This is a genomic window from Streptomyces sp. NPDC049627, assembly GCF_044465645.1.
Taxonomy (GTDB): Bacteria; Actinomycetota; Actinomycetes; order Streptomycetales; family Streptomycetaceae; genus Streptomyces.
The window spans coordinates 112,124-130,160 of the sequence record NZ_JBITLW010000001.1; the positions used below are offsets into that span (position 1 = coordinate 112,124).

Annotated in this window: 15 protein-coding genes; 6 read left to right on the forward strand and 9 right to left on the reverse strand. The window is 71.1% G+C overall.

Features of this window, described 5'->3' with window-relative positions; all coding sequences use genetic code 11:
* Positions 1-44: 44 nt before the first annotated feature.
* From ACIBU0_RS00500 to ACIBU0_RS00510, 3 genes are all read left to right on the forward strand, one after another.
* A complete protein-coding gene (locus ACIBU0_RS00500; protein WP_398809431.1) occupies positions 45-1,550 on the forward strand; it encodes an APC family permease in 1,506 nt (501 codons plus the stop codon).
* A 29-nt stretch (positions 1,551-1,579) separates the two neighbouring features.
* Complete coding sequence (locus ACIBU0_RS00505; RefSeq protein WP_398809434.1) at positions 1,580-3,214, forward strand: amidohydrolase; 1,635 nt, start codon at positions 1,580-1,582, stop codon at positions 3,212-3,214.
* Positions 3,215-3,429: 215 nt separating this feature from the next.
* Positions 3,430-5,160: a hypothetical protein gene (locus ACIBU0_RS00510; protein ID WP_398809437.1), complete on the forward strand. Its 1,731-nt coding sequence runs from the start codon at positions 3,430-3,432 to the stop codon at positions 5,158-5,160.
* Between the two features lie 84 nt (positions 5,161-5,244).
* Here the strand turns inward: ACIBU0_RS00510 and ACIBU0_RS00515 are convergent, their stop codons facing one another.
* The 7 genes from ACIBU0_RS00515 to ACIBU0_RS00545 all read right to left on the reverse strand — a co-directional run bounded on the left by ACIBU0_RS00515 (position 5,245) and on the right by ACIBU0_RS00545 (position 11,733).
* Positions 5,245-6,489 carry a cytochrome P450 gene (locus ACIBU0_RS00515; protein ID WP_398809440.1) on the reverse strand — a complete coding sequence of 415 codons (1,245 nt, stop codon included), beginning with the start codon at positions 6,487-6,489 and terminating at the stop codon, positions 5,245-5,247.
* Positions 6,486-7,088: a GTP-binding protein gene (locus ACIBU0_RS00520; protein WP_398809443.1), complete on the reverse strand. Its 603-nt coding sequence runs from the start codon at positions 7,086-7,088 to the stop codon at positions 6,486-6,488. The genes ACIBU0_RS00515 and ACIBU0_RS00520 overlap by 4 nt, the downstream gene beginning before the upstream one ends.
* Positions 7,069-7,440, reverse strand: coding sequence for a DUF742 domain-containing protein (locus tag ACIBU0_RS00525; protein WP_398809447.1), 372 nt, complete (start codon positions 7,438-7,440; stop codon positions 7,069-7,071). The genes ACIBU0_RS00520 and ACIBU0_RS00525 overlap by 20 nt, the downstream gene beginning before the upstream one ends.
* Positions 7,437-7,847: a roadblock/LC7 domain-containing protein gene (locus ACIBU0_RS00530; RefSeq protein ID WP_031485587.1), complete on the reverse strand. Its 411-nt coding sequence runs from the start codon at positions 7,845-7,847 to the stop codon at positions 7,437-7,439. The genes ACIBU0_RS00525 and ACIBU0_RS00530 overlap by 4 nt, the downstream gene beginning before the upstream one ends.
* A gap of 4 nt (positions 7,848-7,851) precedes the next feature.
* Positions 7,852-9,582: an ATP-binding protein gene (locus ACIBU0_RS00535; RefSeq protein ID WP_398811691.1), complete on the reverse strand. Its 1,731-nt coding sequence runs from the start codon at positions 9,580-9,582 to the stop codon at positions 7,852-7,854.
* Between the two features lie 262 nt (positions 9,583-9,844).
* Entirely contained in the window at positions 9,845-10,696 is an 852-nt protein-coding gene (locus ACIBU0_RS00540; RefSeq protein ID WP_398809452.1) for a hypothetical protein, read from the reverse strand.
* Between the two features lie 74 nt (positions 10,697-10,770).
* Positions 10,771-11,733, reverse strand: a complete 963-nt coding sequence (locus tag ACIBU0_RS00545; protein WP_398809455.1) for a GlxA family transcriptional regulator — start codon at positions 11,731-11,733, stop codon at positions 10,771-10,773.
* 71 nt (positions 11,734-11,804) lie between these two features.
* Between ACIBU0_RS00545 and ACIBU0_RS00550 the strand changes: the two genes are divergently transcribed.
* Positions 11,805-12,755: an NADP-dependent oxidoreductase gene (locus ACIBU0_RS00550; RefSeq protein WP_398809457.1), complete on the forward strand. Its 951-nt coding sequence runs from the start codon at positions 11,805-11,807 to the stop codon at positions 12,753-12,755.
* 6 nt (positions 12,756-12,761) lie between these two features.
* On the opposite strand, the gene ACIBU0_RS00555 is transcribed toward ACIBU0_RS00550, so the two are convergent.
* Both ACIBU0_RS00555 and ACIBU0_RS00560 read right to left on the reverse strand, forming a co-directional pair.
* A complete protein-coding gene (locus ACIBU0_RS00555) occupies positions 12,762-13,868 on the reverse strand; it encodes an NAD(P)-dependent alcohol dehydrogenase (RefSeq protein ID WP_398809460.1) in 1,107 nt (368 codons plus the stop codon).
* 25 nt (positions 13,869-13,893) lie between these two features.
* Positions 13,894-15,345 (reverse strand): aldehyde dehydrogenase family protein, encoded by a 1,452-nt coding sequence (locus ACIBU0_RS00560; RefSeq protein ID WP_398809463.1) that lies wholly within the window; start codon positions 15,343-15,345, stop codon positions 13,894-13,896.
* Positions 15,346-15,448: 103 nt separating this feature from the next.
* Between ACIBU0_RS00560 and ACIBU0_RS00565 the strand changes: the two genes are divergently transcribed.
* The gene (locus ACIBU0_RS00565; RefSeq protein WP_398809466.1) at positions 15,449-15,886 is read left to right on the forward strand and encodes a MarR family winged helix-turn-helix transcriptional regulator; all 438 of its coding nucleotides are present in this window, start codon (positions 15,449-15,451) and stop codon (positions 15,884-15,886) included.
* A gap of 99 nt (positions 15,887-15,985) precedes the next feature.
* Positions 15,986-17,998 carry an FxSxx-COOH system tetratricopeptide repeat protein gene (gene fxsT, locus ACIBU0_RS00570; RefSeq protein WP_398809468.1) on the forward strand — a complete coding sequence of 671 codons (2,013 nt, stop codon included), beginning with the start codon at positions 15,986-15,988 and terminating at the stop codon, positions 17,996-17,998.
* The last annotated feature ends 39 nt before the right edge of the window (positions 17,999-18,037 follow it).

The following is an 18,037-nucleotide window of genomic DNA, read 5'->3' on the forward strand; positions in this document are numbered from 1 at the left end:
CTCATCGGGGCCGCCCAGGCCCCCGGTGCGAGCGGAGACCGGCCATGTCCGACCAGCAGTCCCCCAGCGTCGACCCGCCGGCGCGGCCAGAGCTGCGCAAGTCCCTCGGCGTCCTGGACGGCGTCGCCATCGCCGCGTCCAGCACCGCCGCGACCACCAGCATCGGCATCGGGCTCGGTGTGACGGCCGGCGTGGTCGGCCTGCACCTGCCCGCGATCATGCTGCTGGCGTTCCTGCCGGTTCTCGGCATCGCGGGCGCCTACTCCCGGCTCAACAAGGTCGAGCCCAACGCGGGCAACGGCTATGTGTGGGTGGGCCGTTCGCTGACCCCCTGGCTGGGCTTCATGGTCGGCTGGGTGAACATCGTGGCCGTGGTGGCGTTCCTCGCGTACACCACGGCGGTGACCGGCTCGGCGCTGCTCCAGCTGGCGGGGGACGCGGGGTTGCACCGGGTGGGCGGCCTCGCGCTGGACCCCGGTTCCACCGCGCAGACCACCGCCGTCGGCATCCTGGTGCTGGTGGCGGTCACGCTGACCGCCGTGACCGGTATCCGTACCGCCGCGCGCCTGCAGGCCGGGCTGCTGGTCTTCGAGTACGTCGTCCTGCTGGGCTTCTGCGGCTACGGCATCGTCACCGGCCCGCACGACTTCAGCCTGAGCTGGTTCGACCCGTTCGCGATCCCGTCGGCGACGGCACTCGCACAGGGGCTGCTGCTGTCGGTGTTCTGCTACTGGGGCTTCGAGGCGGCGTTCAGCGTCAACGAGGAGGTGCGCGACTCGCGCGACGCGTCCCGGGCCGGGATCACCACCCTGTTCACCATGCTGGCGCTGTTCCTGCTCGGCTCGGTCGCCTTCCAGCGGGTCCTGTCCGAGGAGGAGCTGGTCGGCCACGGCGCGGAGGGCCTGGCCTTCTTCGGCGACCGGCTGGCGTCCCAGCCCTGGGCGGCGCTCCCCCTGATCGCCCTGATGTTCTCGGCCGTCGCCTCCCTGCAGGCCGGTGTGATCCCCACGGCCCGGGCGATGTTCGCGATGAGCCGGGACCGTACCCTCGGGCCGGTGTGGTCCAAGATCAGCCCGCGGTACGGCACTCCGGCGGCCGGGACGGTGCTCATCGGCGCGCTGGCGGCACTGGTCGCGGCACTGGCGCTGGTCATCCCGCGCCTCGCCGACATGATCATGGCGACGGTGAGCGCCGTGGGCATCGTGGTCGCCCTGTCCTACGCCCTCACGGCCATCGCGGCGGCGGTGCGGTTCCGCTCGCTGCTGCGCGAGGACTGGCGGCAGGGCATTCGGGCGGTGGTGCTGCCCGCGCTCAGCGCGACGGTGCTGCTCGGCCTCGGCGGCTACCTGGGCTGGTCGTTCGCCACCTCCGCCGACCACTTCGAAGTCAGCGCGGACAACGGGTGGTTCCTGCTGTTCACCCCGGTGGCGATGATCGCGTCGGGCTTCGTGGCCGCCGCCTGGGCGAGGTGGGTGCGCCGGTCACCGTTCTTCCGCACCGGCAAGGGCACCGACGCGGACGCGCCGCAGCTTCTCGCCACCTCGCGATAGCCCCCTGAACCCCTACCAGGAAACGGACCATGCACGCAGATCTCCTCTTCACCGGCGGCCCCGTCCTCACTCCCGAGGGCCGCACCGCGACCGCCGTGGCCGTCACCGGCGACCGCATCACGGCCGTAGGACACGAGGAGGTGCACGAACTCGCCGGGCCGCGGACCGAGGTGGTGGACCTGGCGGGGCGGCTGTTGCTGCCCGGCTTCCAGGACGCGCACGTCCATCCGGTGCCGGCGGGGCTGGAGCTGACCCAGTGCGACCTGACCGGAGCGCGGACGGCGGACGAGACGCTCGCCGCGGTGCGGGCGTACGCCGACGCGCATCCCGAGCGGGAGTGGATCACCGGCGGCGGCTGGTCGATGGAGGCCTTCGAGGGCGGTACGCCGACGAAGGAACTGCTGGACGCGGTGGTGCCCGACCGGCCCGTCTATCTGCCCAACCGCGACCATCACGGCGCCTGGGTCAACAGCCGCGCCCTCGCGCTCGCGGGCATCACACGCGCCACACCGGACCCGGCCGACGGGCGGATCGACCGGGACGCCTGCGGTGAACCGAGCGGCACCCTCCAGGAGGGGGCGATGCAACTCGTGGGACGGCTCACCCCGCCGGCCACACCGGCCGACCGGCTGGCCGCCCTGCTGCACGCCCAGCGGCATCTGCACGCGCTCGGCATCACGGCCTGGCAGGACGCGCTGGTCGGGGACTTCCTCGGCATGGACGACCCGTCGGGGGCGTATCTGGCGGCAGCGCGGGACGGCTCGCTGACCGCGCGTGTCGTCGGCGCACTGTGGTGGGACCGCGAGCGGGGCGCCGAGCAGATTCCCGAACTGGTCGAACGGCGGGCCGCGTTGACCCACGGCCGCTTCCGGGCTGGAGCCGTGAAACTGATGCTGGACGGTGTCGCCGAGACCGGCACGGCGGCGCTGCTGGACCCGTACCTCGACAAGTGCGGCTGCGCGACCGCCAACCGGGGCACCGCCTTCATCGACGCCGGGCAACTGCCCGAGTACGTCACCGAGTTGGACGCGCTCGGCTTCCAGTGCCACTTCCACGCGCTGGGCGACCGGGCCGTACGGGACGCGCTGGACGCCCTCGAGGCCGCGCGGGCCGCGAACGGACCGAGCGACACGCGGCCCCACCTGGCCCATCTCCAGGTCGTCCAGCCCGCCGACGTGCCGCGCTTCGCCCGGCTCGGGGCGACGGCGAACATCCAGCCGCTGTGGGCCGCGCACGAACCGCAGATGGACGAGCTGACGATCCCGTTCCTCGGTCCCGAACGGGCCGCGTGGCAGTACCCGTTCGGCTCCCTGCTGCGCTCCGGCGCACGGCTCGCGGCGGGCAGCGACTGGCCGGTGAGCAGCCCCGATCCGCTGCACGGCATCCATGTCGCGGTCAACCGCGTGACACCGGACGGGGGCGACACGCCGGTGTTCCTGTCCGGCGAACGGATCGGACTCGCCGAGGCGCTCGCCGCCTACACGGCGGGCTCGGCGTATGTGAACCACCTGGACGACACGGGCGAGGTGCGCACGGGTGCGCTGGCGGATCTCGTCGTCCTGGACCGCGATCCGTTCGACGGGCCGGTCGAGGCGATCGCAGAAACCCGTGTATCTCTCACTTACGTCGGGGGCGCGCGAGTATACGCAGCTCAAGAGGCCTGAGCAGTAACGGACATCACGGTCCGGTTACGCGTAGATCATTTACGCTCTGGGCAGTCTCGTACCGCTTTCCGGTTCAACTTTCGGACAGCGAAAGCCAGTTCGAGTACGCGGGCGGTCACGGTGACCGCCCGCAGGCAGGGGCGGGGGGACTTTGCGCTGCCCGACCACGGCCGATCGATTCCGTTGCCAGGACCGCCGCTTGAAGGGAAACCGGTGTGAATTCTCGAGTCGTAGGCGGTGGTCCGCAGACGTCTACCGAAAGCTTTCTCCCGGCGGAGCCGGGCGCCCAGCTCCAGCCGGCGGAGGCGGCGAACGCCCTGACCCGCCTCTTCGGGAAACACATCAAGGGGCGCACGGATGAGTACCGAGATTGCCAGAACGCCGCTCAACAGCGGCTGGACGCGCTCGGATCCCCCCACTCCGGCACCACGCTGCATGTGGAGGGAGCCCTCCATCTGGCGCCGCGCGCCTTCCTCCCGCCCGACGAGGAGGGCCACGCCAGGTTGAGGCGGCTCGACGCCGGCCTGCGCGTGATCGAAGCGGCCTTCCCCCAAGTCAGCACCGATGTCGAGGTCTGCCGACTGACCTGCACGATGCTGGAAGGGGCCTGGAGGAGCCGGGCGCTCACCCCGCCGCGCGAGGAGGAGCAGACAGCGGTCTGCACGTGCCCTCTGTGCCGTCGGCTGCCGACGGCCCCCGCACGCACACTGGCCGACTACGGTTGGCGCCAGAGCGCCGGTCGCCCCCTCACCGTCAAGACCTGGCCGTACCACCGGGAACTCGACAGCGTCCTGACCGGTGGATGGGTCCTGGCCCGGCAGCTGAACGACCTCGAACGCGACCTCGGCTACCGCCACCGCTTCGAGGACGACATCCTGCTCTTCCACGAGTACAAACGCGTGATCGACACCATAGACACCACGCGCCTCACCCAACTCATCGAAGGCCGCCTGGCGGAGAATTTCAGCACCAACACCGCCCGGGCCCTGGTCTGCGGGCTCTACGCGGCCCACAAGCGCTCCGTGGACGAGTACTGGCTCCAACAGCACCACGAGGGCAGCGTCGTACTCCCCCAGACCAATCCGCTCGGCCAGAGCACCTACTCGGTCCTGCAGATGATGGACTGCCTGTTCTGGCACGTCTCGCCCGACACCGAGCTCTGGCAGGAGGAACACCTCGCCTCCCTGCTGCTGTGCCGCGTCATCGACGACATGGTCGACGTACGGGCCGACGCCCTCACCGGCGAGATCAGCAACTTCTGGCTCGCGGACATACCCACCCACACCAAGGCCCTCTACGCTGCCTGCGCCATCGCCATGGTCAAGTACGGCTGCATGCCCGAGGCGCACCCCCCGATGTGGAACAGCTGGTTGATGACCAGCACCGTCGTGTGGTTGGGGCTCACCGGCCGGCACGGCCTGTGGTTCGACGGCATCACCCAGGGCCTCCCCCCGGCCGAGGAGTGCCCGCTGTGCGACCTTCAGCCCAACGCATGCACCGGCATCCTCACCGACGGCACCACCCTCACCTTCGCCCCGCGGCCCACCGCGCCGGCTCTGAGCGCCCGGACCGCCGAGCTGTCCGCACGCTGCCGGGCCCAGCACCCCGGGACATGGCCCCTCTTCGACGCCGAGCTCCATGCCTTCGAAGCGCTGCACGGCCCCTGGCACGGCAGCACCGACAGCACATGGGAGATCCTTCGCCGCACGTACATCGCCGCCGTGGAGGCATCCGGCGCCGCACCGTCCACGGCCCGCGCTCGTGAGGTCCAGCAGGACTCCGGCGCGGTGGGGTCCGAGTTCTTCTACGCCCTGCACGACCCTGAGACCGGGAGGGAGGACACCGCATTGCTCGCCTACATGTTCGGCTGCGCCCACCCGCATTTCCTCTGGAACGCCACGGGATACCGTCCCACGGAGCTCGCGGGCGACTGGCTCGACGGCTGACGCCTCGATCCTGTTCCGGAAACCCCCATGAGATGACGCCGCTGCCCGGCCGGATCACCCGGCCGGGCAGCGGCGTCCTGGGGCCTATACCTCGAACTCGACCGGCAGGGAGTCCAGCAGGGACATCCATGTGGACGCGGTCGAGGTGAGCTCCTCCGGCGGCACGGCCAGGCGCAGGCCCGGCAGACGGTGCAGCAGGACGTCCACCGCGATCTCGATGATGGACATCCCGATGTTCTGTCCGGGGCACTCGTGCGGGCCCGAGCCGAACGCCAGGTGCGCCTGGTTGCCCTGCACCGAGACATCCGGGTCGGGCCGGACCTCGGGGTCGAGGTTGCCGGGGGCGAGACCGAGCACGAGCAGATCGCCCTCCTCGATGCGGTGCGCGCCCAGTTCGACATCGCTGGCGGCGAAGCGCCCCGGCAGGACGGCCAGCGGCGGAGAGTTCCACATGGCCTCCTCCACCACCGCCGAGATGTTCAGCTGACCGCTGATCAGCCCGGAGAGCCGGGAGGTGTCGGTCAGGACCAGCTCCAGCACCCGGGCCAGCAGGTTGGTCGTGACGTGTGCGGCGATCAGCACCGCGCGCAGGTGGGCCACGACCTCGTCGTGGTCGAGCGCCGCGTGATGCTCCAGCAGGCTGGTGGCGAGGTCGGAGCCGGGTTCGGACCGCCTGCGCTCGGCGAGTTCACCGAAGATCTCCCTGATCACGCCGTCGTGCATGACGGCGTCCTCGCCGCCCTTCATCACCTGGGCACAGGACTCGACCAGGCGACGCCCCTCCGCCTCGGCGAGCCCCAGAACGCGGGCGATCACGAGCATCGGCAGCAAGTCCGCGTAGTCCGCCACCAGATCGGCGCGGCCGGAGTCCGCGAACGCGTCGATCTGCTTGTTGGCGAAGTGCGTGGCGTGGCGCCGGACACCGCGGCCGGCGGCGGACTGCAGCCCGTCGCTGACGGCACCGCGCAGCCGGCGGTGAGCCTCGCCGTCCTGGGACACACAGTCGGGGCGCCAGGCGAGCATCGGAACCAGCGGAGAGTTCTCCGCGACCCGGCCCTCCCGCCAGTCCCGCCAGGTCCGCGCGTCCCGGGGGAAGTGGAGGGGGTTGTCGAGCACTCGCCGGCTGTCCCGGTAGCCCAGCACCAGCCAGGCGGGGATGTCGCCCTCCAGCAGCACCGGCGCGACGGAGCCGTGTTCCTTGCGCAGCCGCTCGTAGATGCCGTGCGGGTCGGTCGCCGCCTCCGGCCCGTACAGCCGGGTGAGCTCGGTGTCATGGCCGAAGGGGCAGCCGCGCGGCACCTCGGGATCGTTTAAGGGCTGGGCGTTCATCGGGACTCCAGTGCGACGGCAGAGCGTTCCTTCAAGTGACGTATCAGGGTGACGAGGACGTCACGGCTGGAGGCCCGGTCGCGGGCGTCGCAGGCCACGATCGGGATGTGCGGGGAGATGTCCAGGGCGTCCCGGATCTCCTCGACCGGGTAGTCCCTGGAGTCGGGGAAGACGTTCAGCGCGACGACGAACGGCACGTCCTGCCGCTCCATCTCCTCGATCGCCCGGAAGCTGGAGGCGAGGCGGCGGGTGTCCACCAGGACGACCGCGCCGAGCGCGCCCTTGAACAGGCCGTTCCACAGGAACCAGAACCGCTCCTGCCCGGGCGTGCCGAACAGGTACAGCATCAGGCTGTCGTTGAGGCTGATCTTCCCGAAGTCCAGGCTGACGGTGGTCTCCGTCTTGTCGGCGACGCCGATGAGGTGGTCGACGTCCGCGCTGGCCTGGGTGAGGGTCTCCTCGGTGGTGAGCGGCTTGATGTCGCTGACCGAGCGGACCATGGTGGTCTTCCCCGTGCCGAAGCCACCGGCGATCATCACCTTGACCGAGCGGGCGCCGCCGCCCGGCCCACCGGGACGGTCAAAGCCTTTCAAGTCCACTGAGTACCTCCTCAAGGAGCGCGAGGTCGGGCCCGCGGCCGGCGGAGTGTGCCGGGATGGGGTCACGGGCTTCGACGTGGCCTGCCTCCAGCAGATCCGTCAGCAGCACCGCGAGAATGTTGAAGGGCAATCCGAGGTGGGCGCCGAGTTCGGCCACCGACAGCGGATCGCGGCAGCGCCGGAGGATCTCCTCGTGCTCGTGCTGCATCCCCGGTGCGGGGCTGGTGCGGGAGACGATGAGGGTCGCCACGTCGAGACTCGACGCCGAACCGCCCGGTCCGCTACGGCCCCGGGTGAGGACGTAATAGCGCTCGAGACCGGACGGGTCCGTGGGCCGGCGGGGAGCACTCATCCAGAGTGCTCCTCCAGGCGCGGAGTGGTGCCGAGCAACTCGCCCATCCTGCGCGCCAGGTCCCTCATCTGATGGCCGAGTAGGCCCTGGTCGAGGCCCTCCCGGGCGAGGACGCCGAGATAGGTCTCCACACCGGCCCGTACGACGAAGAGGTGGCCGCCGTCGACCTCGATCATCGCCAGCCTGAGCTGCCCCGCGTACTTGGGGAACTGCTCGGCGACCGGCTGGGCCAGCGCCTGCAGTCCGGCCACCACGGCCGCGAAGCGGTCGACGTCGTCGGGGTCCTCGGCGCCGTAGGAGGTGATGGCCTTGCCGTCGCTGGAGGCCACGAGGGCGAAGTTGATCTCCTGGATACTCTCGACCAGGTCGCGGAGCGCCCAGCTCACGTCGGTTCCCTGTTGCGTCATGGGACTAGTCGCTCTCTTCGGTGCGGTGCTGCTCGGTGGACTCGCGGCCGTCGGCCGTCGTGCCGTCCTCGCCGGGCTCACGGCCCGCGGTGGCGAAGGCGGCCAGACCGGCGAAGGACGCGTCGGGCGGAACGGCGGCGACGGACGTCGTCTCCTCGCTCCGCTCCGGACGCGGGGCCGGCTCGTGGCGCGCCGCCTCGTGCCGCCTGCTGCGGCGCCGGGGCAGGCCGCCGGGCGTGGTGTCCACACCGTCGTCGGTATCGGCCGGGGCCGGGGCCTCGGCGCGCTCTTCGCGGGCCGGGGCGGACACGGCGGCGGCCGGTGCCGTCGGGGCGGTCGCCGCCGGGGTGGCGGAGGCGGCCGCGGGCAGCTGGCTGAAGTACTTGTGCGGAACCACGACCACCACCGAGGTGCCCAGCCACGGCGAGTCCGCGAAGGTGACGCGGATGCCGTACCGGCGGGCCAGGATGCCGACGACGCGCAGACCGATGTTCGCGTCCTCCGAGATACCGCCCAGGCCCGCGCCGGGGGCGGTGCCGGCGAGGGCGTGCTCCGCCTCGCGCTTCTTCTCCTCGCTCAGGCCCTTGCCGGAGTCCTGGATCTCGATGCCGACGCCGTTCGGGACCTCCTTGCCCGAGACGAGGACCGGCTCGGTGGGCGGCGAGTAGCGGGCGGCGTTGTCCAGCAGGTGGGCGAAGATGAGCGTGAGGTGGTCCACCAGGCCGCCGTCGACGCCGAGTTCGGGCAGATGGCGTACGTCGATCCGGTGGAAGTCCTTGATCCGGCCGATGCCGCCGCGGACCACGCTGAGCAGGCGCTGCGGCTCCTGCCACTGCCGGCCGGGCCGGTCCGAGCCACCGAGGACGCTGATGCTGGCGGCGAGACAGTCGGCGGGGCCGATCGCCTGGTCGAGCTCCATCAGGCCGCGGGCGACGGCGGGCAGCCGGCCGTGCTCGCCCTGGAGTTCGTGCAGTCGGCCGCGCAGCTTGCTGGTCAGCACGTGGATACGGTTGCCGATACCGACCACGGCCTGCTCCGCGGAGGTGGAGCGGTTGAACTCCTCCTCGACGCCGATCAGCGCAGTCCGCAGGACCTTGCGGAGGTTGGCCTGGAGTTCGGCACTGACCTTCGCGCACTGGTTGACCGTCGGCAGGACGTCGTCGATCGCGTCGCCCTCACGCAGGTGCCGCAGCGCCTCGGGCAGCTGTTCGTCGGCGAGCCGGGTGACCGCGGCCAGCTGGTGGGCCAGCTGCTCCTGCCAGATCTCGGCCTGGTCGGCGAGCTGGGCTTCGTAGGAGGTGGCCTGGGCGGCGATGCGCTCCTCGTAGGAGGCGCTCGCCTCGGCGATCCGTTCCTCGTACGCCCGCGCCTGCTCGGCCAGTTGGGCCTCGTAGGCGCCGGACTGGTCGGCGAGGGCGCTCTCCAGGGCGGCGCGGTCGGCGCTGAACTTCCGCTCCAGCCCCGCCACATGCTGCTGCCACTGCTGCGAGTGCTCGGCCTGCGAGGTGCGGAACTCACCCTCGGACCTGGTCAGCTGCGCCCGGGTACGCAACAGGAGGCGTACGCACACGGCGCTGGCCGCGGTCGCCGCGACACCGGCGACACCGGCGCTTATTCGCTCCGAGCTCATGAACGTGGCGGCAACCGTCCCACCTCCTAAAGCCAGTGGCATCAGCCACCAGCTGTACCAGGCGACAGGGGGCCGCGCCGCCGGCGGCGGAGTGGCGAGTTCCATCTGCATCCTTCGAGGCAACGATCGATCAAGGGGGGTGTGCAAGGCGATCGCACTCATGAGTACGCACCACAAGATGACCGATCAGGACCGAGTCAACTCGCAGCGCCGAACGGGAGCTTATCGGGTTTGAACGCAAAAGGATCAACCTCGCAGCTCGGCGGAAGTGAGGGTTCCATCACTCTCCGCCAGGAGAGCAAACATCGACAAATGCCTTTACTGACCGGAACAGTCGGAGAAAACGACGCCCGGATCCACTGCGGGCTCACTTGCAGCCCATGCCGTCCTTCACGCGGGGCCACGCCTCGACACCCTCCGGGGTGCGCACATACGCCATCGACTTGTCATCTGTCAGCCACACTCGCCAGTCGCCGAGCCGGTATCCGGTGTCGTGCGCGTCGCCGGGCAGGCGTACGTCGCCGTCGTACGCGGCGGTCAGCATGCCGGGTTCGAGGACACCTTCGGGGTCACGGGCGTACACCTTGCGGTCCCGGTACGTGCCGAGTTCGAGGAAGTGCGCCTCCTGCCAGTCGCAATGGGCCGCTCCCACGGAACTGTTGATCTCGGTGACGGGCACGCGGCGGCCGTCCCGGTCGGTCCAGATCTCGAACTCCAGGGAGTCCGTGAAGCTCTCGGGCAGTTCGGCGGGGTCGCAGGAGGCGCTGGTCTCCGGACCCCAACCCGGGCGGTCCTCGCGGTCCTTGGCGACGACGACCGCGACCTTGGTGCGTCCGCCGACGTCGTAGGAGAACAGGACGCGGCCCTTCTCCTCGCGCTCCACGCGGTAGCCGGACCGCGGCAGGTCGGGCTGCTCCATCTCGAAGTACGCCGCGAGGCCGTCCTCGGGCGTGGCTCCGCCGTCCCCCTCGCTCCACGGTTCGCTGCCGCCGCCGGAGTAGATCTGCCCGTCGCACTCCAGCGCCCGGCCCGCGGCGCCCGACTCGACGCGGGTGGCCCGCGGGCCGTCCTCGTCGAGATGGCGGACGGGTACGTACAGCGGCCCGTCGTACGGCGTGGCCGGCGGCGTGCCCTCGACGACCGCGTTCTGCTCCTCCGTACCGCATCCCGCGACCGCCGTCGCCAACAGCACCGCCACGGCCACCATCCCTCTGCGCATTCCCGCCCCCCTGTTCACCTTGCTGCCCTGCTGTGGTGATCCTTCGACGTGGCCGGGAGCTGGAACGTTCACGCCTAACGGGCGGCAGCCGCCTGGAACGTACGCCGGTACGCCTGCGGCGACACCCCGATCGCGGCGTGCAGGTGCTGGCGCAGGGAGGCTCCCGTGGCGAAGCCGACCTCGCCGGCGATCTGGTCCACCGACAGGTCGCTGGACTCCAGCAGGTGCCGGGCGCGGGCGACGCGCTGCTGGATCAGCCAGCGGCCGGGGCTGAGGCCGACCTCGTCGTTGAAGCGGCGGGCGAAGGTACGCAGGCTCATCCGGGCATGGGCGGCGAGGTCGGTCAGCGTGAGGGGTTCGTCGAGGTGCTCCAGGGCCCAGGCGCGGGTGGCGGCGGTGCTCGCCGCTCCGCTCTCCGGGACCGGCTGCTCGATGTACTGGGCCTGGCCGCCGTCCCGGAAGGGGGGCACGACGCAGCGCCGGGCCACCGCGTTGGCGAGCTCATGGCCGTGGTCGACGCGGACGATGTGCAGGCACACGTCGACGCCGGAGGCGGCGCCGGCCGAGGTGAGGATGCGGCCGTCGTGCACGAAGAGGACGTCCGGGTCCAGGTCGACGTGCGGGTAGCGGCGCCGGAACGGTTCGGTCACCTGCCAGTGCGTGGTGGCCCTGCGACCGTCGAGGAGGCCCGCGGCGGCGAGGACGAAGGCAGCGGTGCAGATCGACACGATGCGTGCGTCCGGGCGGATCAGCGCGAGGGCGGCGGCGACCTCCGCGGACAGCTCCGTGGGGATGTACGGGGGCGCCATCGAGGCGACCACCACGGTGTCGGCCGTGGCGAGGATCTCCGGTCCGTACTGCACACCGATCGTGAAGTCCGCGTTGCTGTGCACCGGCCTGCCGTCGACGCTGCAGGTCAGCACCTCGTACCGGCCGTCGGCCGCACCGAAGATCCGGCTGGGGATGCCCAGCTCGAAGGGGTAGACGCCGTCCAGCGCCAGCACCACGACCCGTTCCACATGCCGTTCACCGCTCATGGCACGATCCTATCGAAGGTTGGCCATCGTGCCATTTCCCTGGGCGGCGGCTCCCGGCAGGCTGTTTCACCATGAGCACTGTGAACACGATGCGAGCCATCAGCCAGGACGTCCTCGGTGGTCCCGAGGTCCTCAAGCAAGTAGAAGTGGAGCGCCCGGCCCCGCGCCCGAACGAGGTGCTGGTGCGCGTCCGCGCCGCGGGCGTCAACCCGACCGACTGGAAGCACCGCGCGACCGGCGGTTTCCTCGGCGAGCCGCCCTTCGTCCTGGGCTGGGACGTCTCCGGCGTCGTCGAAGCGGTCGGGATCGGCGTGGCCCGGTTCAAGCCCGGCGACGAGGTCTTCGGCATGCTGTCCTACCCGTTCGGCCACGGCTCGCACGCCGAGTACGTCACCGCGCCGGCACGCGCCTTCGCGCACAAGCCCGCGTCGATCGACCACATTCAGGCGGGCGCGCTGCCGCTGGTCTCCCTCACCGCGTGGCAGGCCCTGGTCGAGTACGCGGACGTGCAGCCCGGTCAGCGTGTACTGATCCACGCGGCCGCCGGCGGGGTCGGGCACGTGGCCGTGCAGATCGCGAAGGCGCGGGGCGCGTATGTGATCGGTACGGCGAGCGCGGGCAAGCACGAGTTCCTGCGGAGCCTCGGCGCGGACGAGCTGATCGACTACCGCGAGACGGACTTCGCCGAGGCCGTTAAGGACGTGGACGTGGTGCTGGACACCTTGGGCGGCGAGACGTCCGAGCGCTCGCTGCGGGTACTGCGCCCCGGCGGGCTCGTCGTCTCGATCCTGCCGGTCGGGTCGGAGGAGTTCTTCGAGGAGGCCGAGCGGCTCGGCGTACGGGCCCTGCGGATGCTCGTGGACGCCGACCGCGCCGATATGCAGGCGATCGTGGACCTCGTCGAGAAGGGCGAGCTGCGCGCCGAGATCGCCGGGACCTTCGCGCTGGCCGATGCCGCCGAGGCACACGCGCTCGGCGACACCGGCCGGACCACGGGGAAGCTGGTCCTGGTGGTGGACTGACCTGGGTCAGAAGGTGAGCACGGGCTTGATCGCCTTGCCCGCCCCCATGTCCCGTACCGCCTGGTCGATGTCCGCGAACGGATAGGTGCTGACCAGGCGGTGCAGCGGGAGCCGCCCCTCCTTCACCAGCCGGACCAGGGACGGGATGAAGGTCTGCGTCTCGGCGTCGCCGAGGGTGAGGCCGACGACCCGCTTGCCGCCGAGCAACCCGTTGACGTCCAGGGCGACTTCGGTACCGAAGGGCGGGGCGCCGACGACGACCAGGGTGCCGCGGGCGGCGAGTGCGTCGACGCCCTGGCGCAGGACGCCGACGTTGCCGGTGGTCTCCACGACGCCGTCGGCGCCCTGGCCGCCGGTGATCCCGGCGAGCGCCTCGCCGAGGTCGGCCTCGGCCGCGTTGACGGTGTGGGTGGCGCCCAACTCCTTGGCCAGCTCCAGGCGTTCGCCGACCCGGTCGACGGCCACGATCGTGGTGGCGGGGGTGAGGGCGGCCGCCATCACCGCGGACAGGCCGACCGCTCCGGCGCCGAGCACGACGACCGTGCTGCCGGTGACCGGCTTCAGTACGTTCCAGACGGCGCCGACTCCGGTCTGCACCCCGCAGCCCAGCGGGGCGATCGACGCGAGTGGCACCTCCGGGTCGACCTTCACGAGACTGCGCTCGTCCACCACCGCCCGCTCGGCGAAGGAGGACTGCCCGAAGAAGTGGCCGCCGAGGGCCTCGCCGTCCCGGCTGATGGTGCTGGTGCCGTCGGCCCGGCGGCCGCCGATGAGGTTCAGCGGCAGCCAGGTCGCGCAGTAGGCGGGGTGGCCGCCCCGGCAGTTGCGGCACTCGCCGCAGGAGGTGAAGGACAGCACGACGTGGTCGCCCGGCGCGACGCCGGTCACGGACGGGCCGACGGCCTCGACGACGCCCGCGCCCTCATGCCCGAGGACGCCGGGGAGGGGGAAGGGCAGTCCGCCGCTCGCCACGCCGAGGTCCGTGTGGCACAGGCCGGTCGCCACCATGCGGACGACGGCCTCGTGCGGTCCGGGCTCGTCGAGTTCGACGTCGGAGAGGGTGAAGGGCGCTCCGCCGGACTCGACGACGGCGGCACGGGTGGGGATGGACATCGTACGAACTCCTTGGCAGGAACGCTCAGTCGAGCGAGACGACGACGGACTTGGTGGTGGTGTAGGCGTCGAGCGCCTCGGGCCCGTACTCGCGGCCGAAGCCGGAGTCCTTGACGCCGCCGAAGGGGACCGCGGGGTCGAGCATGGCCCAGTCGTTGACCCAGACGATGCCGGCCTGGAGCCGGTCGGCGACGCGGTGCGCGCGGGCCAGGCTGCCGGTCTGCACGCCCGAGGCCAGGCCGTACGGCGTGGAGTTGGCGAGTTCGACGGCCTCGTCCTCAGAGTCGAAGGGCTGGACGGTGAGGACCGGGCCGAAAATCTCCTCCTGGACCACCCGGGAGTCGTTCGCGAGGTCGGCGATCACGGTGGGCCTGTAGTAGTAGCCGCCGTCCAGGTCGAGGCGCTCACCGCCGCAGACGATGCGGCCGCCCTCCTCGCGGGCCAGGTCGACGTACTCCTCGACCTTGCGCAGGTGCCGCTCCCCCGCCATCGGGCCGATGACGGTCTCGGGCTTGCGCGGGTCGCCCAGCGGAACGCCGGGCACGGCGTCGGCGAGGATGCCGAGCACCGTGCTGTAGACCTGCCGGGCCACCAGCAGCCGCGGTCCGCCCATGCAGAACTGCCCGGTGTTGAAGACGAAGGCCTTGATGATCGCGCCGACGGCCTTCTCCAGGTCGGCGTCCTCGAAGACGAGGTGGGCCGCGTTGCCGCCGAGCTCCATGGTGACGGGCTTCAGCGACTCCCCGGCGATGGCCGCGACCTTCCGGCCGACCGTGGTCGAGCCGGTGAAGGCGACCTTGTCGACCCCGGAGTGCCGCAGCAGTGCCTCGCCGGCCGCGGGGCCGCCGGTGACGACGTCGACCACACCGTCGGGGACACCGGCCCGCTTGAAGAGGTCGGCCATGTAGAGGGCGCTGAGCGGGGTCTCCTCGGCCGGCTTGTGCACCACCGTGTTGCCCGCCGCGAGCGCCGGGGCGATCTTCGAGCCGGCCAGGATCAGCGGGAAGTTGTACGGCGTGATCGCCGCGACCACGCCGATCGGCCGGCGCCGGACGTAGGCGAGGGCGTTCATGGGGGTGTCCCGGACGGAGCCGTCCAGGGAGTGGGCGAGGGCGGCGAAGTGCTCGTAGTCGTTGGCCGCGTTGGTGACGTCGACGGCGTGGGCGAGCGTGATCGGCTTGCCGACGTCGCGGCTCTCCAGCTCGGCGATGGTGTCGGCGTTCTCCCGGATCAGCTCGGCGATGCGGTGCAGCACCCTGCCGCGCTCGCGGCCGCTCAGCCCGGACCAGACGCCGTCGTCGAAGGCGTCCCGCGCGGCGCGCACGGCGGCGTCCACGTCGGCGGCTTCGGCGTCCGCGACGGTGGTGAGGACCTCGCCCCGGGACGGGTCGACCACCTCGATGCGCGCTCCGCCGGCGGCCTCGCGCCACTGCCCCCCGATGAACAGCCGACCGGGTTCGATCTCGAAGGTGGTCATCGCCTCTCCTCAGCCTCATTGCCAAGATTTCAACAAACAGGATTCCTGTCTGTCCGCAGTCTCATTACAGACAGGAATCCTGTCAATGCTCTAGGCTGAACTCATGCTCGACGCCCAGGTAACCAAGGCACCTCCGTCGCTTCTCTACATGGTGAAGCAGGTGGAGCTCGTGGTGCGCTCCCACCTGGACGAGCTGGTCAAGCCGTCCGGGATCACCGCGCTGCAGTACACCGCGCTCACCGTGCTGCAGCGGCACGACGGACTGTCGGCCGCCCAGCTGGCGCGCGACTCCTTCGTGACGGCGCAGTCGATCGCCGATCTCGTACGGAGCCTGGAGACCCGCGGGCTCGTCCGCCGCGAGCGCAACCCGCGCAACCGCCGCGAGCTGCTGATCCTGCTGACCGACTCGGGCCGGGAGCTGCTCGCACAGTACGAGCGGTCCGTGCGGGAGCTGGAGGAGCGGATGGTGCGCGACCTCACGGCCCATCAGACGGAGCAGTTCCGCCAGGCACTCTCCAAGGCCTGGCACGCGCTGTCGTAAGTCACGCCCGCGGCCGGACGGTGCTGCCGGAGCGGCCCCTGGGCTAGGATCGCGCCGGCTGATGATCGTCGGGGTCACTGTCCTACCGAAGAGGGAGCCATGGGGCGAACACTGGCCCGCGCGGTGGCCGGTCTGCTCGTACTGTTCGTCGGCAGCCTCGCCTTCAACGCGGCGTCCGGGCAGAGCCGTTGGCCGGGGCCGCTCGACTTCGTGCGCGTGCACCCGTGGTTGGTACTCCTCCTCCTGGTGCCTCTGTCGCTGACCGGGCTGTGGCAGACACCGCGCCGCCGGCGTACGCAGGGTCCGCCCGAGCCCAAGACCTACGGAATGCCTCCGCGCAACTCCGACTTCACCGGTCGCGACGCCACCCTGCGGGAGATGCGGCAGCGCCTCACCTCGGCGAACGACGTGGCGATGCTGGTCGTCCACGGGATGGGTGGCGTCGGCAAGACCCAGCTCGCCGTCGAATACGCCTACCGCTACCTGGCGAAGTACCGGTTCGTTGCGTTCGTGAACGCCGAGCGCCCCGATCTGGTGGCTCCGCAGTTCGTCTCGCTCGCCGATGAGTTGGGGCTGACCGGGGTGAACTCCGACCAGGCCGCCCCACGGGTGTACGGCAAGCTGCGGGACCGCAGGCCCTGGCTGATCATCTTCGACAACGGCGAGAAACCGGGCACGCTCACACACGCGCTGCCGTCGGGCGACCTGGCGAGCAACGGGCATGTCATCGTCACGACCAGGGTGAGTGGCTGGTCGGGCAGCGCCGGGGTCATCGACCTGGAGGTCTTCGCCAGGCGGGAATCGGTGGAGCTGTTGGTCCGGCGGGTGCCGGGCATGACCGCGGCGGTGGCCGACCGGATCGCCGAGCAACTGGGGGACCTTCCGCTGGCGTTGGAGCAGGCGGCCGGGTACATGGGCTACAACCACACGGCGCCGGAGGAGTATCTGACGCTGCTGACGTCGCAGCTGGAGGACGTGATCGCGCTGGGCGAGCCGACCGACCGGCCGACGGTGGTCGCGTCCCTGTGGCTCAGCGTGCGAAGGCTGGAGACGGAACAGCCGCAGGCGGTGCGGCTGCTGGAGCTGTGTGCCCTCCTGGCGCCGGAGTCGATCCCGCTGGACCTGTTCACCGGCAGCCCCGACGTGCTGAACGTGGCCGCGGCCGACCCGTTGGCGTGGGACACGACGGTCGGCGCCCTGGCCGGTCTGAGTCTCGCGAGGCGCGGGACCGCGTCCCTGGTGGTGCACCGGCTGGTACAGGCCGCCGTCCGGGCCGAGATGCCGGACGAGGTCCACACCGGCACTCGGGTCCAACTGTGTCGTGCGCTGCTCGCGGCCGTGCCGCACGACATCCACGGCGACCCGGACGCACGGCCGCGGTGGCAGCAACTGCTCCCCCACGTCCTCGCGGTGACCAAGGGCGATCCGCCGGCCGAATGCGCGGCGGAGACGGCGGTGCTGCTCAGGCTGGCCTCGGAGTTCCTCCTCCAGCTCGGGGACTACTCGGTGGCACTGCCCCTGTGCGAACGCGCTCTCGCGATCGACGAGTCGCTCGACGGCCGGGATGCGGAGGTCGGCTTCGACCTGATCACGCTGGCGCAGATCCACCGGGACCTCGACGCCCCGGAGACGGCACGCCGGCTGACGGAACGCGCACTGCGGCTGCACGAATCCTGCCTGCCGGCGGACAGTCCCGTCATCGCGACGGACCTGGCCACGCTCGCCCGGACCCTGTGCCTTCTCGGTGAACACAGAGCGGCGCTGCCACTGGCCGAGCGGGCGCTTCGGATCGACGAGGCGGCACACGGGCCGGACGACCCGTACGTGAGCTTCGACCTGGTGGCCCTGGCGACCATCCACTTCGACCTCGGCGATTACGCCACGGCCGTACCGCTGATCTCGCGGGCGCTACGGATCCGCGAGGCCAGATACGCACCCGACCACCTGTACATCGGGTACGCCCTGATCTTCAAGGCGCGCGCCCTGCACGCGTTGAACGACCCGACCGCGGCGGACCTGGCGCAGCGCGGCGCACAGATACTGCACACCCGGCTGGGCAGGACACACCCCAAGACCGAGGATGCGTTCGCTCTGGTCGACCGTCTGCGGTGACGACGCCCGGTCCTGGCCATCCTCTGTCGCAATTCAAAG